The sequence below is a fragment of the Ferrimicrobium sp. genome (assembly GCF_027319265.1).
GTDB lineage: Bacteria > Actinomycetota > Acidimicrobiia > Acidimicrobiales > Acidimicrobiaceae > Ferrimicrobium.
On record NZ_DAHVNP010000049.1, the window covers coordinates 1 to 23697 of the forward strand.

Below are 23697 nucleotides of genomic sequence, written 5' to 3' on the forward strand. Positions count from 1 at the left end.
CAAAACTTTGCGTCTATGTCCATTGAGAGCGGAGCCAACTTCGGTTACTACGCGATCTACCGAATACCCATGTTCAGTAGCGAAAGCTAGTACTCGTGCCACTTGTCTGTCTAGGTCTTGTTTTTGGTCAGAGGAGGATACTCGCGCATAGCCCAGTGACGATCCGTGTTGTGGATCTTCCGATGCTAAATCTCGGACCAGGATGAGCTGGCCAACCTTGGGTGCTTGGACGGGCATCTTTCCGGTCCGATACCATCTATATGCTGTCAGAGGATGTCTACCCTGGGACAGCGCCCAATCAGCCGAGCAAGAATAGCCAATATTAATCGTCATAGTACATCTCTCTGACAACTGTTGGAACCCTTGTAGCATGGTCGATGAATCCACGGCAATAGGAGCATTGAGATGAACCCGAGCGACAGGTCAGACCGCGACGCTTACCTTGAGGAGATTGAGGAGGGTCTTCGATCGATGATTCGTTGGAGCCGCCGGCACTCATCACAGTTGGCTCACGATCTCTATCAAGGCCTAGACCTCACCGCGCTCACCATACTGGCAGCCCTTGCCGACCACCCCGGATCACGATTGACCAGTCTTGCAGAGTCACTCAAACTAGACCTGCCTAACGCCAGCCGTCAGACCTCGCTCCTTGAGGCTGCCAAGCTCGTTGAGAAAGCCACTGACCCAAATGATCGACGTTCGACTCTACTATCCCTTAGTCCCCAGGGCCAGAAAGTTCTTCACCAGGCACGCCGTGACTCAACCGACTTCATGCACCGTATCTACCAGGATTGGGACACCTCAGAACTTGCCCACTTCGCCACGATGATCACCAGGACCATTGAGACCATCAATTCGATCAACAGTCCGTTAACAGATCACCACTCCTAGAAACCACATCCCACGATCGTCCCGCACTCACCGCCAAGCATGGCGACTAAGGAGCCGTAATCTTGCCGGTGAGTGCGACCAAAAACAGAGGATGGGTGTCGTATGACACCCATCCTCTCCATCATGAGACAAACTGTCTCGGAACTCAGTCTTGCTGTGGAGCGAGGCGATCGGCCGCTTCCCGTACAATCTTCTCGGCATGACGTGCGATGTCGTCCTCGCCAGAGACATCCTCCATTGAACGATTTGCCGGCTCGGGAAGCACAAGCGTGATCAAGAATCCGATCACCGCCATTCCAAAGGAGAAGTCGAGCGCCCCCGCCACCCCCAAGTGGCTCTTGATAATCGGGAAGAGGTAGACGCCCAAGAAAGCGCCGAACTTCGCGATACCTGCGGAGAGGCCATGACCGGTGGAGCGTACGCTCGTCGGATAGACCTCACCTGCCAGCACAAAGGTCGTCTCGTTTGGTCCGAACTCGGCGAAGAAGTAGCTCACACCAAAGAGCAAGAGGAACGGCAGGATCAACGTGGTGATGTTGGGAATGACCCCGATCGCCAGGAAGGCGAGCCCCATGAAGAGGAAGCCAATGAGCTGCAGTCGCTTATGCCCGATCCTGTCCATGAACATGGCCGCCAGATAGTATCCGGGTACCGCTGCGACGCTAAAGACGATCAGCTGAAGCGCGATCGCCTCGGTGAGCACATGCGCTCCGGTGCCACCAAGGACACTCTTGACGATCAGAGGAGCCGAAACCGAGTTCCCATAGTAGGCATAGTCAAAGACGAACCAGGAACCAGCCGTACCCAACAGATAGAGCAGGTAACGCCGATTGGACAGGAACGCCCCAAGGCTCATGCGCGCTGGCTTGTCATTCGCCCGAGATACGACAAGCTCTCCACCTGAGAATGAGGCCAGATCCCTCGCCGCAGTGGTGTTGTCTCCACGCACCCGCGAGCTATAGCGGGGGGATTCGGGCATTTTGCGTCGCAGGTAGACAACGGCGAGTGCGGGGACAGCGCCCAACCCGAGCATCAGTCTCCATGCGATATCGGCGTTCACATTCGCCGAGAGCAGCGCCAGCGCCACCACGTAACCGGCCACGGTTCCAAGGGCCTGCATGGCGAACACCAAGCCGACCAACTTGCCTCGCGACTTCGTATTCGAGTACTCGCTCATCAGTACTGCCGACATTGGATAGTCACCGCCAACACCGATTCCGAGGATAAATCGGAAGATCAGGAGCCAGATAAAACTTGGCGAGAAGGCAGAGAGTATGGCCCCAACGACCATCAGCCCAGCCTCGAGGCCATAGACCTTTTTACGACCTAACCTGTCGGAGAGTCGCCCAAAGATAATCGCACCAAAGAACGCCGACAACAGGGTGATCGAGTTGATCAGGCCCGTCTCAGAGGCGCTCAGCCCCCACTGCTTTGCAATGAGCGTCGTGGCGGTGCCGATGATAAAGAGGTCATAGGCATCCGTGAAGAAGCCCATGCCCGCGACAAAAATCGCTCGTGTGTGAAACCTTGATAGAGGAGCATTGTTCAACGCATCTGAGATGGATTGATTACCGTCGCTCATCGCATACCTTTCTGTCTAAGCCAACCCCCTCGGCATTCGAGCCGGAGTTACTACCAGTGTGCCCGCCCTCAGTTGACGCTGTGCGACGATTACGCAACCGGCAAGGGAACTTCAGGTAAACACTGCGTAAACACGCTTTGGATCGGTCGGGCGGACATCGATCGACGACTCCTCGCAGCCCGTCATGAGGGTTCGATGGCCCGCAACCTGGTGAAGAATTCAAGCGTTATTTCGGCGTTGTTCATCGAGAACAGATGGATGCCCCGAACTCCGTCGGCGATCGCCATTTGGGCGATCGTGATCGCCGTCTCGAGCGCCTGTGACTGGAATACTGCAGAATCGTCAACACCGGAGTCGGGCACCACGGCCGCCCCGTCAGGGGGTGCAATCCCCGCCATCTCCGCCATCCGCTGAAGTTGCTTTGATGAAGATGGGACCATGAGGCCCGGGATGACCGGAGTCGTCACACCCCGCTCAATCATCGCCAAACGCAGGTGAGCGAAGGAGGGATACGCAAAGAAAAACTGCGTCAGCCCTAGGTCAGCGTGAGCCAGCTTCTGCGCTGCAAATTCTCGATCGCTCAGCAGATCGACGGCATCGGGATGGCCATCTGGATGCAGTGCCACCGCGACCGGCAGGTCACTCTCCTGATGGATCAGTTCAACGAGTTCACTCGCGTAGTGGAGCTCTCCAAGAGGGAGATCCACAGCGCCTTCGAGTGGTGGGTCACCGCGTAAGGCAAGGATGCCACATGCACCAAGAGCAACGTAACGATGGATAAGCTCGACGAGCTCATCTCGGGTATTCCCAAGACAGGCCAGGTGGGCGACGACCGCAAACCCCTCTCCAACAAGCTCTTCGATGAGTGCAATTGTGCGCTCTCGTGAGGAGCCCATGGCACCATAGGTGACGGTGACAAAATCCGGTTGCACCGTCTTTAGGACGAGCAGAAGTTCCCGAAGTCGAGCCCGCTGGGTCGCACTCCGCGCTGGCCATACCTCGATCGAGTGAATCAGGCTCCTGCGACTTGCAAAACGCTCAGCCTTGACCAAGTGTTGCCTCTGCCGCACTCACCGCGTTAGCAAGGAGCATCGCCCGTGTCATAGGCCCCACACCTCCAAGACGTGGCGTCATCCAGCCAGCCACCTCTGCGACCTTCGCATCCACATCCGAGAGAAGCTTGCGTCCTTCGAAAGTGGTGCCCGCACCCACCACCACCGTCCCTGGGCGAACCATCTCTGTGGTGATGATACCGGGAGAGCCAGCTGCCGCGATGATAACGTCAGCTCCCTGTGTATAGCTCGCCAGGGAGGCTACCCTTGAGTGGACCACCGTCACCGCCGCATTGAGACCGGGCCGGTTCAGGGTCAAGAGAAGCGCGAGTGGCCGCCCGATGGTGATCCCCCTCCCTACGATCACCACATGCTTCCCGGTCAGGTCAAGACCGTGTAGTCGCAAGAGTTCGACGATACCCGCAGGAGTGCAAGCAATCACCCTGGGTTCCCCGAGGGCCAAGAGGCCAAGATTCACCGGGTGCAAGCCATCGACATCCTTCACTGGAGCAACGGCCGCCAACACCGCCTCTTGGTCGAGATGTGAGGGGAGCGGCAGCTGGATAAGGTACGAATGGACACGGTGATCCCCGTTGAGCTCATCGATTTTGGCAAGTAACTCCTCCATCGTGACACCGGCATCAAGGCGGTGATCGTAGGAGGTGATGCCGAGCTCCTCACAGTCGGCGTGCTTCATAGCGACATACCTCGCACTCGGCGCATCATCGCCGACGAGAACAGTGGCTAAGCCCACCGTTATTCCGTGCGTACCGAGTACCCGAATACGGTCGCGGAGACCCTCTTTCACCTGTTCAGAGGCCCAATTGCCATCCAGTATCCTTGCTGTCATCGATGTTCCTTTGCTCACAATGTTTTCATCTCTCGTATCGACGTGAATGATGCAAACGTACTAGTGTCGAAAATGGCGACGTGGCGCAAAGTAGAAGGCGATCCCTGCTCGCTCGGCGATCGCAGCGATCTCGTCATCCTTGACCGAACCCGACGGGGCGACGATCGTCGTCACCCCAGCGTCGATTAACGTCTCGAGTCCGTCAGGAAAGGGGAAAAAAGCATCTGAGGCGGCTGCCCCACCATGAGCTTTACTACCCGCCTTTGTGACTGCAATCTTGCTGGCATCGACCCGCGACGGCTGACCCTGGCCCACTCCCACTGCTGACTGACCCTTGACAATGGTGACTGTGTTCGAGGCACCGGCTTGCGCAACAGCGATAGCCAACCATGCATCGGCGAGCTCCGAAGGCGACGCCTCCTTGGATGTGACCAGCCTGAGTTCCTCTGTCGACTCCAACTCGTCAGCGGGTTGGACCAAATACCCTCCAGCCACTGACCGGATCCCAAGTGTCGATGGCGCTCCTGGGAAAAGAACGATACGACTTCGACGTCGCTTGGCAAGGATCAGCTCCTCCGCATGATCGAGCACACCAGGTGCGACGAGTACATCAAACTTTGGACGCTCCAACATCGCCTGAGCAAGCTCATCCGTCAATGGACGGTTGATGGCGACTACCCCACCAAAGGCCGACAGTGGGTCACCCTCAAAGGCTTCGATGTAGGCGTCGACAATGGTCCCACGACGGGCTACGCCACAAGGACCCCCGTGCTTGACGATCACACAGGCAGGGTCAGACCCAAGACGCTCGAGCAAACGCTGCGCGGCATCGGCGTCAAAGATGTTGAGGTAGGAGGGTGCTTCGGTCCCCAGCCATTGCGCGTTACCCCAACCCTCTTGCACGCCATCATCCACATAGAACGCCCCGGATTGATGTGGATTTTCGCCATAGCGGAGTTCCATCGCCCGTCGCAGATGCAGCACCTTATGTATCGACAACACCGCGGTGTCATCTTCGAGCCAGTTGGCGACTCGAGCATCATAGGCAGACACATAGGCGAACGCCTTCGCCGCGAGTTGTCGACGATCATCAAGGTTGGTTCCCTCGGCCAAGCGCTCGAGCAGCCAGCCGTAGTCATCGGGATCAACAACGACCGTCACGGATGCGAAATTCTTCGCTCCGGCTCTCACGAGTGCGGGGCCTCCAATATCGATGAGTTCAACACTTGGATCTGCATCGAAGGGATAGAGGTTGACCACCACAAGGTCAATAGGTGACCATCTCTGCGACCGCAACTCGTCGAGGTGCTCCTCCTTAGAACGATCCGCCAGGATCGGCCCATGAATAGCGGGGTGGAGGGTCTTGACACGCCCGTCAAAGAGCGAGGGGAAGCCGGTGAGGTCCTCAACCTTGGTGTGTTCGATACCGAGTTGTCTCAGCGCTTCGGCGGTGCCTCCGCTCGCAATGATCGAGTAGCCAGCCTCCAGAAGCGCTGGAGCCAGCACCTCAATGCCTGTCTTGTCATAGAGTGAGATTAGGGCCTGCATCGCTGCACCTCCTGTTCGAGTTCGTTACGAAAACCATGCTGGAGCCACCACGCGGTCCTTGGAACCGCCCAGCGCTGCGCCGCCACCACCACTGAGGGGTACAACCATCGTTCCACCGACTTAATGCGGTCATGGAGCGAGGAAAGGTCATCCTCTGGCTGGATGCGCACGGGCTCTTGGGCGAGGATCGGCCCCGCATCTACCTCTGGAACCACCAGATGCACGGTCGTGCCTGTCACCTTGACGCCGGTCGCCAGTGCCTGCTCGACCGCGTGCCAACCTGGGAAACTCGGCAACAATGATGGATGGGTATTCAGGATTGCGCCTTCGAATTGTTGCAGGACCGATCCACTGAGAATCGTTCCAAATCCCGCGAGCACCACCAGATCGATGCCAGACCCAGTCAACGAGGCTTTCAGCGCATCGCTATACCGCTCGCGAGCAAATCCACCCTCGTCGCCAAAAAAGGTCTTCCTGTCGAGCAACAGCGCCTCTATCCCCATCGACTCAGCCACCCCAAGACCACGACACGAGCGGTCGGCGAGCACGAGTGCTGGTGTCACGCCTCGCTGAAGGATCGCCTCCATGATCGAACCCACACCAGAGACAAGAACCGCTACACGCACGCCGACAGGCTACCCGATTTGGGTGCTAGAGCCCTTCAACAATCTCGACCATTCGGTCACCGGCCTCAGTTGGGTTCACCGCAACCACGACTCCCGCCTCTCGAAGCGCATCCATCTTGCCCTGCGCGGTACCTTGGCCACCAGAGACGATGGCTCCCGCATGGCCCATCTTACGACCAGGAGGGGCGGTCACGCCAGCGACGTAGGCGACAACCGGCTTGGTGACGTGCTCCTTGATGAACGCCGCCGCCTTCTCCTCCTCCTCGCCGCCGATCTCGCCGATCATCAGCACTGCCTTGGTCTCAGGATCGGCCTCAAAGGCGGCAAGGCAATCGATGAAGTTGGTGCCCGGCACCGGGTCGCCACCGATCCCTACACAGGTCGTCTGGCCGACCCCTTTTTGACTGAGCTCGTAGAGTGCCTGATAGGTCAGTGTTCCTGAACGGGAAACGATTCCCACCGGTCCCCCGGCAAGGGCAATGTCCCCCGAGGTAATCCCGATATTGCAGCGTCCGGGCGAGATAATACCTGGGCAGTTTGGCCCCAGGAGCCGGGTTCCAGGATAGTTGCGCCGCAACACGCTCGCCACCATCGCTTCGTCCTTTGCCGGAATGAACTCGGTGATGCACACCACGAAGGCGATACCAGCAGCGGCGGCCTCAATGATGGCATCAGCCGCGAAGCGAGGAGGTACTACAATAAAGCTCGCGGTAGCGCCAGTTGCAGCTGCAGCCTCCTTCACTGAATCAAAGATCGGGATCCCATCCACGTCGGTCCCGGCCTTGCCCGGCGTCACTCCAGCGACAACCTTGGTGCCATAATCACGGTTACGCAAACCATGGAAGCGGCCCTGGTTGCCGGTCAAGCCCTGCACGATCACCTTGGTGTTTTCATCGACAAAAATGCTCATCGTTTGCCCTTCTTTGCAAGCTCAACTGCGATAGCGGCCGCTCCAACCATCGTCTCTTCTACGCGAATTTGATCCGACAGAAGTGTGCGGAGAATTTCATGGCCCTCTCGCGCATTCGTCCCATCCAATCTGATCACCATCGGAAACGTCAGGTTGACCCGACCAAGGGCCTCCTGAATGCCCTTGGCTACCTCATCACAACGAGTAATACCCCCGAAAATGTTGACGAACACCGCTTGTACGTTCTCGTCGGTGTTGATCACCTCGAGTGCGTTCGCCATGGCATCAGCACCTGCACCGCCCCCGAGGTCAAGAAAGTTCGCTGCACGCCCACCCGCTTGACTCACGACATCCAAGGTCGCCATCGCGAGTCCAGCACCATTGGCGATAATGCCGACGGTGCCATCGAGACCGATATAGTTCAATCCTTTCGAGCGCGCAAGCGCCTCCCGACCATCGAGCTCCATATCCGCACGATAGGCCTCCCATTCTGGATGGCGATAACTCGCACTATCGTCAAGGGTGACCTTCGCATCCAGCGCGTGAACCTTTCCGTCGGTCTTGATGATCAGCGGATTGACTTCGACGAGATCTGCATCGCCTTCAACAAAGGCCTGGTAGAGCTGGAGCAACACCTTGGCAACCCCTGGACGGGATGGTTCGTCGATGCCAGCATCCACAACAACACGAGCAGCCTCTGCGTCGGTCAAACCCTCGAGCGGATCGATATGCACCCGCGCAATCGCGTCTGGATTGGTCTTGGCTACCTCTTCGATCTCTACACCGCCCTCTGAGGAGAGCAGGCAAAGATACTGCTTGACCCCGCGATCAAGCGTAAAGCTAACGTAATACTCCTTTGCGATATCGGAGGCATGCTCAACCCACACCTTGTGCACGGTATGGCCCTTGATATCCATGCCGAGAATCGCCGTCGCCACGTCACGTGCCTCAGCCTCATCGCGAACCAGCTTCACGCCACCAGCCTTACCACGACCGCCCACTTGGACCTGTGCCTTGACCACCGCTGGAAAACCAACCTTGCGAGCGGCATCGACCGCCGCCTCGGGATCCCTCACAAGGACTCCTGTGGACGTTGGCACGCCATAACGTGCAAAGAAATCTTTACCCTGATATTCGAATAGATCCACTACTCCCTACTTCCACTTATCATCTCATCCCAACTTTCTCATCTTTATGCCAGCCATCACACCTAGTTCCATCAGGGGCGTGCGTCCACATCGGCCCTTTGCGCGCCGTTTAGACAGATAGCTCCCTTGCGTCAAGCGTCGACTCGAGCCAATCGCAGATAGCCGTCAAGGAGGACCCAGGGGTAAAAACTTGTGCCACCCCCATCTCGTGCAATATAGGGATGTCGCTATCGGGGATGATGCCTCCGACAACGAGCAACACTCCATCTCGGCCGCGCTCTCGTAGGCCGTCGATCAACTTCGGAACAAGGGTGAGATGGGCGCCCGACAGCAGCGAGACACCGACCGCATCGGCATCCTCTTGGACCACGGTCTCTACGATCTGTTCGACCGTCTGATGCAACCCGGTATAGATCACCTCAAAGCCAGCGTCTCGTAACGCGCGCGCGACAACTTTGGCACCGCGATCATGTCCGTCTAGACCTGGCTTCGCAACAACAACTCGATAGGGTCTCTCCACTAGGCGAATCTTACCGTAGTTCTTGCTCGTCCGCTAACCAGGCAGCTCAAAGTATATGAACTGTCACTCTACCGACGTCCACAACACCGCCATCATGAGGCCGCCACCATCTGCCCAAGCAAGCCACAGCCACCAGGGAACGGAACACATCGATCCACGCCCGCCCACCGTGGCCGGCATCTCACCAGAACGTTACCAAGGACGGACCTGGGTTAGGCGAGGAGACGTGACCCCCGCTCACTCACAAAACCACACCGATCGAGATAACCAAGCCGCTCCTCTAGGGCTTGCAACCAAGCGGACTTGTCCCGCTCGAACTTTGTTCGATCGCCCTCCTCAAAGTCATGCTCCATCTCGCTGAAGGCCAAATCCTCAGCGTCAAGCAGGCGACGATAGCGGACCAATAGGTTATCATCGATGCAGTGTTCGATCACGACTCCCCCTTCGAGATTCGGATGAGTCTACGATAGCACAGCTCGTTGCGCTGAAGGAGTAAAAACGGCACAACCCTTCACCCCAACGGCATTGGCCGACTGATCCACCGCACGCATGGAACGCAACACCGAGGTGCGGTGACTCTTGTGGCCGCGCAGGTACTTCGACCAGGCAATAGCAAGATCGGACCAACGAGCAGCAACGGTATTGGCGAGAGGGACGTTCCTGGTCTCCGAGGCAAGCACACTAAAGGCGGAGGCGCCTTGACTGAGCTTGGTATTCAACAGAGCTCCGGCGTTCTTCTCAAGACCGACGACACTGACGCCATCAAAGACACTCTCACACACGTGATCTGCAGCATGTCGATAGCTGGCAAGACTCTGGATCTTGGGACTGGATGAGCCCCCCATGCTAAAGACGATGAGTTGGGCGATAATACCACCGAACAGGAGTACAACGATCAGCAGGCTCACCACTCTGACGAGGCGCCGATGCCGGTGAACTGGCTGAAGAAAGGCGACCTCAGGAGTCGGCAACTCTCTGACGAAGTTCGTAAAACTCGGTCGCTGACGGACCGACGTCGTCCAAGCTTGACCGTCAAAGTAACGGAGTCGACCTTCTCCTTGTGGATACCATCCAGGTCGCATGGGTGGACGGATCTCTCGGCGGCTACCTAGCATGACTTACCCCCTCGCGGCAACCGCCTCGCGCAGGAGCCTCGACTGCTCTTGGAGCAGAGAAGCACCCTTGAGAATACGGATCTCGCCCTCGCGCAGCAACGCATCAACCGTTAGCGTACTCCCTCGTGGCGCAAGAATCTCTACGGTCGACTCAGGAGCGGTCTGTCCAGGATCCAAAGGGGAGAGCTCGACGACTGACGCATCCTTACGTAAGCCCAGAACTCTGTCGACATCGGCCATCGACGAACGGAGCACCAGGAACAACACTACGTCAGCGTCACCACTTGCACGCTGATCCTGAGGCACCCGCGGACGGTCAGGATCGGTCATAAAGAATTGCTCTCTTCACCTCTTCAATCGCCTCCGTGACCTTGATCCCCCGCGGACACGCCTCCGTGCAGTTAAAGGAGGTCCGGCAGCGCCATACTCCACTCTTTTGGTTGAGAATATCAAGACGCTCGTTCTTGGCCTGATCACGGGAGTCGAAGATAAATCGATGCGCATTCACAATGGCCGCAGGACCGATATAGGTTCCATTCGCCCAGTAGACGGGGCACGAGGTGGAACAGGCCCCACAGAGGATGCACTTGGTGGTATCGTCAAAGCGCGCACGGTCCTCGGGGGATTGATAGCGTTCCTTGTAGCCAGGATCGTCATTGGCGATGAGATAAGGAAGGACGCTACGATACTGGGCGAAGAACGGCTCCATATCGACGACGAGGTCCTTGATCACCGGCAGGCCGCGAACCGGCTCGATGACCAGATCTGTGCCGATCGTCGAGATCAGGTTCACACACCCCAAACGATTCTCGCCGTTAATCATCATCGCGTCAGATCCACAGACCCCGTGAGCGCAACTGCGCCGAAAGCTCAGAGTGCCATCGATCGTGTTCTTCACCGCGATCAACGCATTGAGCACTGTATCTGAGTTCTTGAGCTTGAGGTCGTATTCACGCCAATGCGGACGCACGTCGGTTTCTGGGTTAAAACGTTTGATGGTCAGGTGGACATCCACCTCTTTGATCAGAGAGATCTCTTCTGCAGGTTGTACGGTCGTCGTCATTTAGTACTTTCTCTCCATCGGCTCATAGCGGCCCTGAACCACCGGCTTGTAGTCCAGGCTAATCGTGCCCGACTCATCCCGATAGGCGAGGGTATGCTTCATCCAGTTTGTATCGTCCCGAGTCGGGAAGTCGTCGCGCCAATGCGCACCTCGGCTCTCCTTGCGTGCATCTGCTCCCAAGACAAGAACCTCGGCGATATCAAGGAGACTGCCGAGTTCTAATGCCTCGGTGAGATCGTAGTTGAAGACCGAACCCTTATCATCGATGGTGACCTTCTCATAGCGGTCCCTGAGCTCGTGAATCACCCGCAGCACCTCCTGCAATGATTCGCCCGTCCGCACAACCGAGGCGTCGCGCATCATGGCCACTTGGAGCTCTCCTCGGATCGCGCCGACCTTCTCGCTACCGGTCGAGTTCATCATCATATCGATACGCTCTCGCGTCGGGTCGACGACCGATCGTGGAAGATCAGGGTGATCGACTCCCTGGACATACTCGACCATCGCTCGTCCGCCACGACGTCCAAAGACATTGATGTCAAGAAGAGAGTTCGTGCCCAGCCGGTTTGCTCCATGGACCGAAACACAGGCACACTCGCCCGCCGCATAGAGTCCGGGGAGTACCGTATTGTCTCCATCGATCACCACCTCACCATGGATGTTGGTGGGGATACCACCCATCGCATAATGGGCCGTCGGCTGGATAGGAATCGGGTCAGTCTTTGGCTCAAGCCCAAGATAGGTCCTCACGAAACCACTGATATCAGGGAGCTTCGCATCGATCTGTTCTGGTGGCAGATGGGTGAGATCGAGGTAGACGTAGTCCTTATCAGGGCCGGCCCCGCGTCCCTCCTTAATCTCGGTATGAATGGCTCTTGCCACCATATCACGGGGAGCTAGGTCTTTGACCGTAGGAGCAACACGCTCCATAAAACGCTCCCCGAGGCCATTGCGTAGGATCCCTCCTTCGCCTCGCGCGCCCTCCGTCAGGAGAATCCCGATGCCATAGATGCCGGTGGGGTGGAACTGATAGAACTCCATATCCTCTAACGGGATACCGCGATGGAACAGAACTCCTGGGCCGTCGCCGGTAAGGGTATGGGCATTCGAGGTGATCTGGAAGATACGCCCGTAGCCACCGGTCGCGAAGAGGACACCCTTGGAGATAAAGACGTGCAGATCGCCGGTTGCAAGCTCGTAGGCCACCACTCCAGCGGCACGACGCGAGGCGCCCTCGCCGTCAAAGAGCACATCAAAGACTTGGAACTCATTGAAGAAGTTCACGTCAGCGGCGACACACTGCTGATAGAGTGTCTGCAAAATCATATGACCAGTTCGGTCAGCCGCATAACAGGCCCTCCGAACCGGCGCTTCGCCGTGATTGCGCGTGTGCCCACCAAAACGGCGTTGGTCAATCCGACCCTCCGGAGTCCGGGAGAAGGGCAGGCCGAAGTGTTCCAGGTCGATCACGGCATCGATCGCCTCGCGACACATGATGTCGATGGCATCCTGATCGCCAAGGTAATCACCCCCCTTCACGGTATCGAAGGCGTGCCACTCCCAATAATCTTCCTCGACATTCGAGAGGGCCGCACACATGCCACCCTGCGCTGCTCCCGTATGGGAACGCGTGGGGTAGAGTTTGGTGATCACCGCGGTGCGCACCTTGCCAGCCGTTTCCAGGGCGGCCCGAAGGCCAGCGCCACCGGCACCTACGATAACTGCGTCATAACTGTGGTAGTGAACGTTCACACCTAACAGTTTTGCATGAAATCTGCGAGTTCATGAAATTTCGCGCGATTTCCCTCTAGCATTTTCCTATGGACTTCCCAACAAACCTCGGTGACCTGGTGGACAGTGGCTATAAGCCAAGAACCGTGCGAGAGGAGATCCGAGCGAACGTCTTTGCGAGGCTCCGGGCAAAGGCGCCAGTGATCGATGGATTATTTGGTTACCAGGACACCGTCCTGCCAGAGCTTGAGCGCGCACTTGTCATCGGACACGACATCATCTTCCTCGGTGAGCGGGGTCAAGGCAAGACCCGGATGATTCGAACGCTCTACGAACTGCTCGACGAATGGGTACCGGCGGTAGCGGGCTCTGCACTCAACGAGGATCCTCTCCGCCCGATCCTGCCAAGCACGAGAGATCGCCTCAAAGAAGAGGGGTCCAAAGCTCCGGTGACATGGATCAACAGAGCCGCACGCTTTAGCGAAAAGCTGGCCACCCCTGATACCACGATCGCCGACCTCATCGGCGAGGTTGACCCCATCAAAGTCGCAGAAGGGCGGTACCTCGGTGACACCGACACGATTCACTACGGGCTTGTCCCGCGCACCAATCGGGGCATCTTTGCCATCAACGAGCTTCCCGATCTTCCAGAACGCATTCAAGTCGGCCTGCTGAACGCTCTTGAGGAACGCGACATTCAGATCCGCGGCTACAAGATCGCCCTCCCCCTTGACATCCTCTTCGTCGCGTCGGCCAACCCGGAGGATTACACGAGCCGTGGGCGATTGATTACCCCCCTGAAGGACCGCTTCGGCACCCAGATCACAACGCACTACCCAGAGGTGGTCGAGGACGAGATCGCCATTATGACCAGTGAAGCCAGACTGCCATCCGATCTTGAGATCGTCTCGCCGCTACCGATCCTGCTGATCATCGCCACCATGGCACAGCTTGCCAGACACCATTCGAGCATCTCGCAGCATTCAGGGGTCTCAGTTCGTGCATCGATCGCGGCCTATGAGGCGGTCACCGCAGCCGCACTCGTACGATCGATTCGCAATCAAGAGTCGCCAGCGGCGCTCCGAGTGACCGACCTTGAGGCCGCCCTTCCAGCTTTTGTCGGGAAGATCGAGGTGGAGTCGCTCGACCCTCGGGAAGGCATCAAAATCGGCGCTGCCCTCCTGCGCCAAGCGATAGGCGCCGTGTTCACCCAATGCTACGGGAGCCAGGATGCGACTGCATTGGTCGAAGAGGTGAATCGATCACCACTCCAGATCGAAGCTGATCAGTCAGCCACTGCGTACCAGGCCCTACTGGCCAGCTATCCAGAACTCCTCGCCTTCGTCGGGTCCTCACCGACGAGCGAAGAACTCCCTTGCTATGTCGACCTTGTCCTTGAAGGTCTCGTCGCGATGAGACGGCTCTCGCGCCACACCTCCATTGACCGCACTACCTTCGGGTCGAGCCGTGCCTAAGCGTTATCGCTATCATGACTATGATCCCGCGCTCGACACGACGACCCAAGCCGATGAGATTCTGGATGCACTCGCCGACTCACTCACCTACCACGGCAATGTCTCTGAGGCGCTCCGGGAGTTGCTCGCACAGGGTTTTGGAGCGACACCGGGACTCGCAGAATTGCTGGAACGACTGCGAAGGCGTCGAGATGAGCTGCTTGCCCATTACGATCCCAACGGTCTCGTTGCGCAACTCAACACCGAACTCGATGCCATCATCAGCCAAGAACATACCACGCGTTCCGAGGCGTATGCTGCCACCGGTGACGAACAGCATCTCCTCTCGGGGCTTGAGCTCGATGCGCTCCCAGCGGGGCTCGGCGATCGCATCCGAGAACTGACCAACTACGAATTCCTTGATGAAAGGGCCAAGGAGCGTTTTGGTGACCTCGTCGAATCGCTCAGGTCCTCCATCCTGCGCGAACAGGTACAGCAACTGCGAGATGCGCTCACCACTGCCGATCCCGAGATGACGGCACAGATGATGAACGAGTTGGCGGAGCTGATAGAGCGCTTTCGCAACGGCGACGACGTCGAGGCCGACTTCACCAATTTTAAACAACAATACCCAGGTATAGCCGGTGATGACGAGGGGTTTGAAGACTTCTTGGCACGACTGGTGGAATCAGCAAGGTTGACGCAGTCTCTCCTGGGCTCGATGGATGCGGCGACCCGTGCAGAGCTCATGGACCTCATGTCCGCCCTCTCGGAGTCACCTCAGCTCGGCCAAGCGATGTCACGTCTTGGCTCCGCCCTTGGCTCCTGGACGAATGCCGACGCAGCGGGTTATGGCTTTCACGGGGAAGTTCCTCTTGGCCTTGGGGAGCTTGAGGAGGTCATGAGCACGCTTGGTCAACTCGACGAGCTCGAAGGTGCCCTGAAACAGGCCTCAAGCCCCGAGCGACTCTCTGAACTCGATAGCGCCCAACTTGAGGAGTTACTCGGTTCCGATGCTGCCGACGCCGTCAGTCGCCTCAAACAACTCGCTGACCAACTCAGTGACGCCGGGTTGATCAACCGCGATGGTGGAAAACTCGAGCTCACCGGCAACGCCATCAACAAGCTCGGCGACATCATCCTCCATCGGCTCTTTCCCGCGGGACAGGCGCGCCTCCTTGGCAATCATGAGTCACGACGGATCGGCCATCAGGGCACGGATCTGAGCGGCGAGACAAAGCCCTACGAATTTGGAGACCCGTTCCGACTCGCGCTACGCGATACCTTGACGAATGCCCTTTCACGGCAGGGTGGCGGAACCCCTCTGCAACTCGCTCCCGAGGACTTCACCGTCGAACTGACGGAGGAGCGGACACGTGCCGCCACCATGCTAGCGCTCGATCTGTCGCTCTCCATGCCATTGAACGACACCTTTCTCCCCGCCAAACAGGTCGCGCTCGCACTCTCTAACCTGATCCACTCCCGCTATCCACGGGACTACCTCGGTTATGTCGTCTTTTCCGAGGTGGCACGCGAGGTCGATCTTGCTCACCTGCCTAGCGCACAGTGGGACTACGTCTACGGCACCAACATCGAGCACGCACTACTCCTGTGCCGTGCACGATTACGACATCAACCAGGGTACCGACAGATCTTGTTGGTGACCGATGGAGAGCCAACCGCGCACATCGATCCTGATAGCCATGAGGTGTTCTTCGCATACCCACCTTCACCCGAGACGATCCAACGGACACTCGCTGAGGTCCTGCGGTGCACTCGAGAGGGGATCACAATCAATCTTTTCATTCTCAACCCAGATACCGGATTACGCAGCTTCGTCAACGATGTCCTAGCCATCAATCATGGACAGGCGTTTTACTCCTCAGGGACCACGCTCGGCTCGACGCTCGTGCAGGAGTACGTCGATGACAGAGTGAAACGAGCCAGTCGTCGCCCTTCTGCGTGACAGCACGATACCCCGTCCTCGCACCGGAGGACTTCTGAATGGCTCGAATGGTCGGGGGTACACAAAGCCTGCTAGCCTCAGAGACAAATGCAGATGATCCTCACCGAGCCTCCTTCGGGGAAGCAGTATCACCTGGCCTCCGAGGGGTACCACGCCGTCATTGTCGAAGTCGGTGGCGGTATCCGGTTCTTTGAACACCATGATCGGCCAGTCCTAGAATCCTATGATGAGAGTGCCATCTGTGACGGTGCTCATGGGGCACATCTCTTGCCATGGCCAAACCGCGTACTCGGTGGAAGGTATCGATTCAACGACCAGGAGTACCTGTTACCCTTAACTGAGGTCGAAGCCGGCAACGCGATACATGGTCTCCTACGTTGGCACGCCTTCGACGCCACACGACTCACACGGAGTTCTGCAACGTTGCAGACAACCCTGCACCCTGCGCCGTGGTATCCATTCCGTCTCTTCGTCCAATTGCATTACCAACTGTCGACCGAAGGACTCACGATCACCACCGAGGTGTCCAATCGTAGCTCCGAAGCCGCCCCATTTGCTCTCGGCCATCATCCCTACCTCTCTCCGGGCAGAGACCAGATCATCGATCGAGCGATCTTCTCAGCCACAGCCTCAAGCATCGAGAGTCTTGCCAACGATGAAGATGGCTCCACTGCAAATCTTGCGCTACCACGGCCCATTGGGGGGCGTGTTCTCGACACGACCTTCGCTGTTCACGCAACCGATCGTTCTGCAAGTTGGGCGCGTCTCCAGGGGACTGACGGTCGCACTGTCGAGCTTTGGGCAGACCAAAGCTATCGCTACCTCCAAGTCTTTACTGGCGATACACTACCGAGTTGGCGCCGTCGTCGAGCACTAGCGGTCGAACCGATGACCGCGCCACCCAACGCACTACAGAGCGGCCAGGATCTGCTAATCCTTGAACCGAAAGAGACACGTACAACACAATGGGGAGTTCAACTGCAATGACCACGACACCTACAACCACAGGCGGACACGACGACGATCAATCGGTGGAGGTCTTCGTCATCTTCGGCATCAGCGGTGACCTCGCCAAGAAGATGACGTTCCCATCGCTCTATCGCCTCGAAGAGAGCGACAAGCTCACCTGTCCCATCATCGGTGTCGCCATGGACGACTGGACCACCGACGGACTCATCAAACACATGCGAAGCTCGATTGCCAGCACCATCAAGGATCCTGACACCAAGGTGATCGACCGACTCGCGAACCGACTGCAGTATCTGCGAGGAGACTTCACCTCGGATAGCACCTACCATGCACTCGCTCAGCTGATGGGCTCTGCCCAGCGCAAGCTTTATTACCTTGAAATTCCTCCCGTTCTCTTTGCGCCAGTCGTCGAGGCGGTGGCAAAGAATGGGCTGGCCAAAGATGCCTTTTTCCTGATCGAAAAGCCATTTGGCCATGATCTCGCCTCGGCGAAGGAGCTCAATGACCGCCTGCATGCTGTCATCGATGAGCAACAAATCTTGCGGATTGACCATTTCCTTGGCAAACAACCGGTGCTCGACCTGTTCTATTTGCGATTCGCCAACTCGCTACTTGAGCCTCTCTGGAACCGCGATCACGTCTCTGCCATTCAAGTCAACATGACCGAGGACTTTGGAGTAGAGGATCGGGGTGCCTTCTACGACCCGGTTGGTGCCCTTCGCGATGTGGTCCAAAACCATCTACTGCAGGTCCTCGCGCTCGTGCTGATGGAGGCCCCGAGCCAGGTGGGTGATCGTGCCCTCTGGGACAAGAAAGCCGACGTCTTTCGCGCGATGGCGACGGTTGACCCTTCGCAGGTGATTCGTGGTCAGTATCAGGGATATCAGGACGTGCCGGGGGTCCAACCGGGATCAAAGACGGAGACCTTCGTCGCACTTCGCCTGAGTGTGAACAACTGGCGATGGGAGGGCGTGCCGATCTTTCTCCGCGCCGGCAAAGCGCTCAAAGCCACCGCAACCGAGGTCCGGCTCATCTTCCGCCATCCGCCAAAACTCAATTCGCTTGAATTGCCGACCCATGTCGCACCAAACCAGGTCATTCTCAGGATCGATCCTGAACCAGGGTTGCGGATGACCCTCTTCTCGAAAGCAGCCGATAGCACCGGTTCTGAGGAGGTCCATCTTGATCTGCCCTTCGCCAAAGAATTGGGACGTGCTCCCGAGCCTTACCAGTTGCTGATCAGCCATGCACTCGAGGGCAATCATTCACTCTTTACTCGCGAGGATGTCGTCGAAGAGACCTGGAGAATCCTCGATCCACTGGTCCATAGCACCACGAAACCGAAGACCTATGCGCGCGGCACATGGGGACCAGACTCCGCAGTTGATGTCGTTCGAGGTCATCTCGCATGGCAGGTTCCTTGGACCGATTGACCGCAAAGGCTGCAACGCGGATGCTCCTCGACCCAGGAAGTTAGGAGGTGCCGATGGCACACGACGAGAACGACCCAGTTGACCCTGTCGGCGACCCTGCGTGCTGGCTCTCTCGCGTCTGCCCCGCCTGCGGAGCAATCGCCTCTGAAAGTCAAATCGATCACTGTCGAATGCCGAATCCCGCACCAGCAGATTGTATGAGGCTCGTACCCGATGACAGAATCCGTCGATGAGCTGACGATCTCTGCCAATATCGTCGTCCAGCGGATCTAAGCTGCGCCGTCGCTACGCCCAGGTTACCGAGTCCTTGTGGATCGTCTTTGGCCTCGCGGTATCTCCAAGGAGGCACGCTCTTGGGACCGATGGGAGAAGGAACTGGCACCGAGCACGCCGCTTCGACGGTGGTATCGCCATGTGCCCGAGAGGTTCGAAGCTTTTAGCGAACAGTACCAACAAGAACTGCTGCTACCGGAGCGACAGACTACCCTCAACAACCTGGCTGCCCATGCGCAAAGCGATGGTATCCTCATCCTCTTGACGGCAACACGCGATCTTGCGCACTCCGCCGCACTCGTTCTCGCCTGCACGCTTGCACAGAGCGGCTGCTCGGAGTAGGACGACAAGGATCATGGCGCGATGCGAGGGCAGCGCAATGCAAGGCCAGCCCGATGCAAAGCCAGCCCGGTGCAAAGCCAGCCCGGTGCAAAGGCTCAACCCACCTCCGGATCCATCAGCACTTCGATAGCGGGTGCTGATCCCTCTTCTTGCAACGCAATACTTCGCACAACTCCGGCCGCTGCAAGATCTCCGAGCGCGGCACCAAGGGAGCGAAGCCGATCCCCGGTATCACGAATCACCACCCGCTCCACCGGCGTCTTGGGCGAAACCTTGTGTTCACTCTTGATCTTTCGCACCTCCGTCAAGACCTCCTGGGTGGCGCGAAAGACATCCACTGCAGCCTCTCCCTGTACCGCCGCGGAGCCTTCCATAAGCCTGCGCAGCCCCTCGCCCCGCTGAGGCCAGGCATTACGATGGATGGACTCATCGTGTGACCACGACCACGCCTCCTCAGTCACGAAGGGCTGGTACGGGGCCAAGGCTCGCAACAAGAGCTCGTTCGCGATTCGAAGCGTCGCCAACGCCGATGCCCTACCTGCCTCCGACAGGGTCACGAGAGGCAGTACAACCTCTGTCGGATCACCGTAGGCACGGACCTTGACGAGCTCAAGATAGTCATCGCAGAACTCCCAGAAACAACGCTCAATCGTCTCAAGCGCCCCGGTGTAATCGTTCTGTTCGAGGCGAACGGTAGCGTCATTGAGTGCCTCGTCCAACACCGCCAGAAAGCTGAGATCGAGCGGGTGCGGAGCGACCATCTCTGGTGGACTCTCGACCCGCGCGAGGGTACCGAGCACAAACTTGGTCGCGTTGGCGATCTTGATCGCCAGACGACGACCGATTTTCATCTGTCCTTCATCGGCCGCGGTATCGACCCCAGGCCTGCCCCCTGCCGCCCAGTAGCGCAACGCATCTGACCCAAAACGTTCAACAAGGGGGAGGGGTGTGACCACATTACCCTTGGACTTGGACATCTTCTTACGATCGGGGTCGAGCACAAACCCCGATATCAGCGCGCGCTTAAAGGGTAATGCGCCAAAGCCAAGTTCACTACGCACGATCGTATAGAACAGCCAGGTACGAATAATCTCCTGCCCTTGGGGCCGTAGATCCATCGGGAAGACCTTCGCGAATCGTTCAGGCTGTTCAAGCCAGCCCCCCGCCAGCTGGGGGCTCAAACTCGAGGTCGCCCAGGTATCCATCACGTCAGGATCGGCAGCAAATCCGCCTGGCTGGTTCCGCTGGCTCTCCTGGAACCCAAGAGGAGTCTGGCTATGCGGATCGATGGGGAGATCCTCCATCGCTGGGAGGATCGGCCGATCGTAGTCAATCTCGCCAGCTGCATCGATCGGATACCAGATAGGGATTGGGATCCCAAAGAATCGCTGCCTCGAGAGATTCCAATCCGCATTAAGACCTCGCACCCAATTCTCGTAGCGAACTCGCATGTGCGGTGGGAGCCAGTCCAGCTCCTCTCCCCGAGCGATAAAGGCATCACGATGTGACAGGAGCCGCAAGAACCACTGACGCGAGGCGACAACCTCCAGTGGCCGATCACCCTTCTCGTAGAATTTGACGGCATGCTGGACATTGGTCGGCGTTCCTAGAAGCTCTCCCGATTCCAAGAGCAGCTCAGTGACGCGCTCGCGTGCAGCAACACTGCGTCGTCGAGCCAGCTCGCCGTAGAGGGCATTGGCACGCTCAGGGTCCTCCGAAGGGAATTGATCAGAACCAAAGACGATACCGTCGAGAAGACGTCCGTCGCGCCCCATAATCACTCGCAGCGGAAGTTGTCCCTCACGCCACCAGGTGACGTCCGTGAGGTCACCAAAGGTGCACACCATCGCCGCGCCAGTTCCCTTCTCGGGATCGGCGAGTGGATGCGCAATCACCGTAACCGGGACTCCAAAGAGTGGCGTCAACACCCTCTGTCCCACGAGCGACTGGTACCGCGTATCATCAGGATGCACCACCAAGCCAACGCAGGCCGGAAGGAGCTCCGGCCTGGAGGTTTCGATCTCGACTTGCCCACCCCCTACCACTTGGAATCGCACGCGATGATACTTGCCGGCGACGGGACGATCCTCGAGTTCTGCCTGCGATACTGCTGTTTGGAAGTCGACATCCCAAAGGGTCGGCGAGGAGTTTTGATAGATCTCGCCCTTTGCGAGCAGCGACAGAAATGCTGCCTGCGAGACTTTGCGAGATCGTGAGCCGACGGTGGTATAGGTGAGTGACCAATCGACAGAGAGTCCGACTCGGCGCCATAACATCTCGTAGACCTGCTCATCGAGTTGGGTGAGTTGTTCACACAGTTCGATAAAGTTAGCCCGGGAGACAGGCCGAAGCACCTTCGCAGTCGAATCGGGTACAAGATCCGGCTCGTACTGTAGTGAGGGATCACACCGGACGGAGAAGTAGTTTTGCACCCGCCGCTCCGTTGGCACGCCGTTATCATCCCACCCCACAGGGTAGAAGACCTCATGCCCCTGCATGCGTTGATAACGAGCGATGATGTCCGCATGGGTGTAGGAAAACACATGGCCAATATGCAACGAACCACTCACCGTTGGAGGAGGAGTGTCGATTGAGTAGATGGCCTGGGCGGGAACGCTGTCATCAAAGCGGTAGACCTCGCGCTCCTCCCAGATAGTAGACCATTTTTGTTCTAGCCCATCAAGGGTGACCTTGTCGGGGACGCTGATCACAGCAACCAACTCCTCTCGCGGCTTGTGCGCCGTGACTTCACTCCCGCCGCGAGTAGCGGCTCGTATACTGAAAGAGCGATGACCACACTCTTTGACACCATGACCGGATCAGTTACCCAGCTTATCAACCCGGGTCAGGAGACCTTCTCCCTCTACGTCTGCGGCCCTACGGTACAGGACCGCCCCCATCTTGGACATGGTCGTATCGTGGCCACCTATGATCTGCTCCGTCGCCACCTTCAACACAAAGGGTTGCATGTGAACCTCGTCATGAATGTGACCGATATCGACGACAAGATCATCACACGAGCCGCAGAGGAGTCGACAAGCGCCGAGGAGATTGCCAGCCGCTATGAGGCGATCTGGTGGGAGACCATGGACCAACTCGGGGTTGATCGGCCCGACGCCACCCCACACGCCACCGAATGGGTTCAAGCCATGATCGTCAAAATTGCGATGATGATCGATGCCAAAGCTGCCTATGTGGTCGAAGACGGGGTCTATCTCCGCATCGCGAGCGTCCCCCACTACGGACTCCTCACCAAGCAGGACTTTGACCACCTCCAACCCGGCAACCGCGTTGAGATCAACCAATCGAAAGAGTCGCCGCTCGACTTCGCGCTCTGGAAGCGAGTAGAGGCACACGAGGTCGGTTTCGCATCACCCTGGGGTTATGGCCGCCCAGGATGGCACACCGAATGTGTGACCATGTCGATTGAGCTGCTCGGCACGACCTTTGATCTTCATGGTGGCGGCATGGACCTCATTTTCCCCCATCATGAGAATGAACTGGCTCAAGCGCAGGTACTCGGTGCACCCTTTGCTCGCCACTGGGCCCACGTCGGCTTCGTGGAGATGAACGGCGAGAAGATGTCGAAGTCGATCGGCAACACGCTTGATCTCACCGAGGCGGTGAGGGGATTTGGAGGGCGAGCCGTCCGCCTCGCGTACCTGCGCGCATACTATCGCTCACCGCTTGAGATGTCTGAAGCCACGCTCAACGATGCGTTAGCATCGCTCAATCGCATTGACAACTTCCTCGAGCGTGGCCCATTCGGTCAGGTCGAAGCCGACACCCTCGCCACCTTTGTCGATGCTCTCGACAATGATCTTGACACGCCTACTGCGTTTTCACTCCTCTTCGACCAGGTAAGAGAGGGCAATACCCGCTACGACCAACGCCAATCTGGCCCAGCGGCTGATACAGCAGCTACGGTGTACGCCATGCTTGACTGGCTCGGGCTTGCGCCAACGACCGAGGACCTCTTCATCCCTCCAGAGATTAGCGAAGCTGTCGAAGCTCGGCAACAAGCCAAACAACGTCGTGACTACGCGCAAGCCGATGCGCTCCGTGCGGTCATCGAAGCCGCCGGCTTCGCCATCTTTGATACGAAAGATGGAACGGAGCTACGCAAGGATCGCCGCCTCGCAACCGACGAGTCTCTCGATGCAACGTCATCGCTTGATAGCTAGATAGATCAAGGTGGCATGGAGCATATGTTACCGAACGGTA

21 protein-coding genes and 1 pseudogene are annotated in these 23697 nt (G+C 57.9%); 7 read left to right on the forward strand and 15 right to left on the reverse strand.

Going from position 1 to position 23697, the window contains the following annotated elements:
* Positions 1-333, reverse strand: a 333-nt coding sequence (locus tag M7439_RS07115; RefSeq protein ID WP_374045748.1) for a recombinase family protein, incomplete at its 3' end; no start/stop codon positions are given.
* Between the two features lie 72 nt (positions 334-405).
* Here M7439_RS07115 and M7439_RS07120 point away from each other — a divergent pair.
* Complete coding sequence (locus M7439_RS07120) at positions 406-891, forward strand: MarR family winged helix-turn-helix transcriptional regulator (RefSeq protein ID WP_298347111.1); 486 nt, start codon at positions 406-408, stop codon at positions 889-891.
* Positions 892-1036: 145 nt separating this feature from the next.
* On the opposite strand, the gene M7439_RS07125 is transcribed toward M7439_RS07120, so the two are convergent.
* The 13 genes from M7439_RS07125 to sdhA all read right to left on the reverse strand — a co-directional run bounded on the left by M7439_RS07125 (position 1037) and on the right by sdhA (position 13057).
* Positions 1037-2473, reverse strand: a complete 1437-nt coding sequence (locus M7439_RS07125; RefSeq protein WP_298347112.1) for an MFS transporter — start codon at positions 2471-2473, stop codon at positions 1037-1039.
* Positions 2474-2655: 182 nt separating this feature from the next.
* Positions 2656-3543, reverse strand: a complete 888-nt coding sequence (locus M7439_RS07130) for a methylenetetrahydrofolate reductase (RefSeq protein WP_298347114.1) — start codon at positions 3541-3543, stop codon at positions 2656-2658.
* On the reverse strand, positions 3512-4375 hold the full coding sequence (locus M7439_RS07135) for a bifunctional 5,10-methylenetetrahydrofolate dehydrogenase/5,10-methenyltetrahydrofolate cyclohydrolase (RefSeq protein ID WP_298347115.1): 864 nt from the start codon (positions 4373-4375) through the stop codon (positions 3512-3514). The genes M7439_RS07130 and M7439_RS07135 overlap by 32 nt, the downstream gene beginning before the upstream one ends.
* Positions 4376-4435: 60 nt before the next feature.
* Positions 4436-5923, reverse strand: coding sequence for a bifunctional phosphoribosylaminoimidazolecarboxamide formyltransferase/IMP cyclohydrolase (purH, locus tag M7439_RS07140; protein ID WP_298347116.1), 1488 nt, complete (start codon positions 5921-5923; stop codon positions 4436-4438).
* Positions 5911-6549 (reverse strand): phosphoribosylglycinamide formyltransferase, encoded by a 639-nt coding sequence (gene purN, locus M7439_RS07145; RefSeq protein WP_298347118.1) that lies wholly within the window; start codon positions 6547-6549, stop codon positions 5911-5913. Before purN ends, purH begins: the two co-directional genes overlap by 13 nt.
* 25 nt (positions 6550-6574) lie before the next feature.
* The gene (gene sucD / locus M7439_RS07150; protein ID WP_298347120.1) at positions 6575-7459 is read right to left on the reverse strand and encodes a succinate--CoA ligase subunit alpha; all 885 of its coding nucleotides are present in this window, start codon (positions 7457-7459) and stop codon (positions 6575-6577) included.
* Positions 7456-8607: an ADP-forming succinate--CoA ligase subunit beta gene (sucC, locus tag M7439_RS07155; RefSeq protein ID WP_298347121.1), complete on the reverse strand. Its 1152-nt coding sequence runs from the start codon at positions 8605-8607 to the stop codon at positions 7456-7458. Before sucC ends, sucD begins: the two co-directional genes overlap by 4 nt.
* 109 nt (positions 8608-8716) lie before the next feature.
* Positions 8717-9136, reverse strand: coding sequence for a cobalamin B12-binding domain-containing protein (locus M7439_RS07160; protein ID WP_374045749.1), 420 nt, complete (start codon positions 9134-9136; stop codon positions 8717-8719).
* Positions 9137-9339: 203 nt separating this feature from the next.
* The gene (locus M7439_RS07165; protein ID WP_298347125.1) at positions 9340-9561 is read right to left on the reverse strand and encodes a hypothetical protein; all 222 of its coding nucleotides are present in this window, start codon (positions 9559-9561) and stop codon (positions 9340-9342) included.
* A gap of 27 nt (positions 9562-9588) precedes the next feature.
* Positions 9589-10242, reverse strand: a complete 654-nt coding sequence (locus tag M7439_RS07170; protein ID WP_298347127.1) for a DUF2510 domain-containing protein — start codon at positions 10240-10242, stop codon at positions 9589-9591.
* Positions 10243-10245: 3 nt separating this feature from the next.
* Positions 10246-10572: a hypothetical protein gene (locus M7439_RS07175; RefSeq protein WP_298347128.1), complete on the reverse strand. Its 327-nt coding sequence runs from the start codon at positions 10570-10572 to the stop codon at positions 10246-10248.
* Entirely contained in the window at positions 10559-11305 is a 747-nt protein-coding gene (locus M7439_RS07180; RefSeq protein ID WP_298347130.1) for a succinate dehydrogenase iron-sulfur subunit, read from the reverse strand. Before M7439_RS07180 ends, M7439_RS07175 begins: the two co-directional genes overlap by 14 nt.
* On the reverse strand, positions 11306-13057 hold the full coding sequence (sdhA, locus tag M7439_RS07185) for a succinate dehydrogenase flavoprotein subunit (protein WP_298347131.1): 1752 nt from the start codon (positions 13055-13057) through the stop codon (positions 11306-11308).
* Positions 13058-13125: 68 nt separating this feature from the next.
* Here sdhA and M7439_RS07190 point away from each other — a divergent pair, with 68 nt between their 5' ends.
* The 5 genes and pseudogenes from M7439_RS07190 to M7439_RS07210 form a co-directional block, all read left to right on the forward strand.
* Positions 13126-14511 (forward strand): sigma 54-interacting transcriptional regulator, encoded by a 1386-nt coding sequence (locus tag M7439_RS07190; RefSeq protein WP_298347133.1) that lies wholly within the window; start codon positions 13126-13128, stop codon positions 14509-14511.
* Positions 14504-16456 (forward strand): hypothetical protein, encoded by a 1953-nt coding sequence (locus M7439_RS07195; RefSeq protein ID WP_298347134.1) that lies wholly within the window; start codon positions 14504-14506, stop codon positions 16454-16456. Before M7439_RS07190 ends, M7439_RS07195 begins: the two co-directional genes overlap by 8 nt.
* An 87-nt stretch (positions 16457-16543) precedes the next feature.
* The gene (locus M7439_RS07200; protein WP_298347135.1) at positions 16544-17443 is read left to right on the forward strand and encodes an aldose 1-epimerase family protein; all 900 of its coding nucleotides are present in this window, start codon (positions 16544-16546) and stop codon (positions 17441-17443) included.
* Entirely contained in the window at positions 17440-18858 is a 1419-nt protein-coding gene (locus M7439_RS07205; protein WP_298347137.1) for a glucose-6-phosphate dehydrogenase, read from the forward strand. Before M7439_RS07200 ends, M7439_RS07205 begins: the two co-directional genes overlap by 4 nt.
* Before the next feature lie 297 nt (positions 18859-19155).
* Positions 19156-19473 (forward strand): annotated as a pseudogene (locus M7439_RS07210) (DUF488 domain-containing protein); the annotation flags it as partial.
* A gap of 95 nt (positions 19474-19568) precedes the next feature.
* Here the strand turns inward: M7439_RS07210 and valS are convergent.
* Positions 19569-22184 carry a valine--tRNA ligase gene (gene valS, locus M7439_RS07215; protein WP_298347139.1) on the reverse strand — a complete coding sequence of 872 codons (2616 nt, stop codon included), beginning with the start codon at positions 22182-22184 and terminating at the stop codon, positions 19569-19571.
* 78 nt (positions 22185-22262) lie between these two features.
* Between valS and cysS the strand changes: the two genes are divergently transcribed.
* Positions 22263-23657, forward strand: a complete 1395-nt coding sequence (cysS, locus tag M7439_RS07220) for a cysteine--tRNA ligase (protein WP_298347141.1) — start codon at positions 22263-22265, stop codon at positions 23655-23657.
* Positions 23658-23697 lie beyond the last annotated feature (40 nt).

Excerpts from the sequence above, each read along its gene's own strand:
- M7439_RS07120 (WP_298347111.1), top strand. The coding sequence starts at position 406 with ATGAACCCGAGCGACAGGTCAGACCGCGACGCTTACCTTGAGGAGATT.
- M7439_RS07125 (WP_298347112.1), bottom strand. The coding sequence starts at position 2,473 with ATGAGCGACGGTAATCAATCCATCTCAGATGCGTTGAACAATGCTCCT.
- M7439_RS07135 (WP_298347115.1), bottom strand. The coding sequence starts at position 4,375 with ATGACAGCAAGGATACTGGATGGCAATTGGGCCTCTGAACAGGTGAAA.
- purH (WP_298347116.1), bottom strand. The coding sequence starts at position 5,923 with ATGCAGGCCCTAATCTCACTCTATGACAAGACAGGCATTGAGGTGCTG.
- sucD (WP_298347120.1), bottom strand. The coding sequence starts at position 7,459 with ATGAGCATTTTTGTCGATGAAAACACCAAGGTGATCGTGCAGGGCTTG.
- M7439_RS07170 (WP_298347127.1), bottom strand. The coding sequence starts at position 10,242 with ATGCTAGGTAGCCGCCGAGAGATCCGTCCACCCATGCGACCTGGATGG.
- M7439_RS07175 (WP_298347128.1), bottom strand. The coding sequence starts at position 10,572 with ATGACCGATCCTGACCGTCCGCGGGTGCCTCAGGATCAGCGTGCAAGT.
- M7439_RS07180 (WP_298347130.1), bottom strand. The coding sequence starts at position 11,305 with ATGACGACGACCGTACAACCTGCAGAAGAGATCTCTCTGATCAAAGAG.
- M7439_RS07190 (WP_298347133.1), top strand. The coding sequence starts at position 13,126 with ATGGACTTCCCAACAAACCTCGGTGACCTGGTGGACAGTGGCTATAAG.
- M7439_RS07200 (WP_298347135.1), top strand. The coding sequence starts at position 16,544 with ATGCAGATGATCCTCACCGAGCCTCCTTCGGGGAAGCAGTATCACCTG.
- M7439_RS07205 (WP_298347137.1), top strand. The coding sequence starts at position 17,440 with ATGACCACGACACCTACAACCACAGGCGGACACGACGACGATCAATCG.
- cysS (WP_298347141.1), top strand. The coding sequence starts at position 22,263 with ATGACCACACTCTTTGACACCATGACCGGATCAGTTACCCAGCTTATC.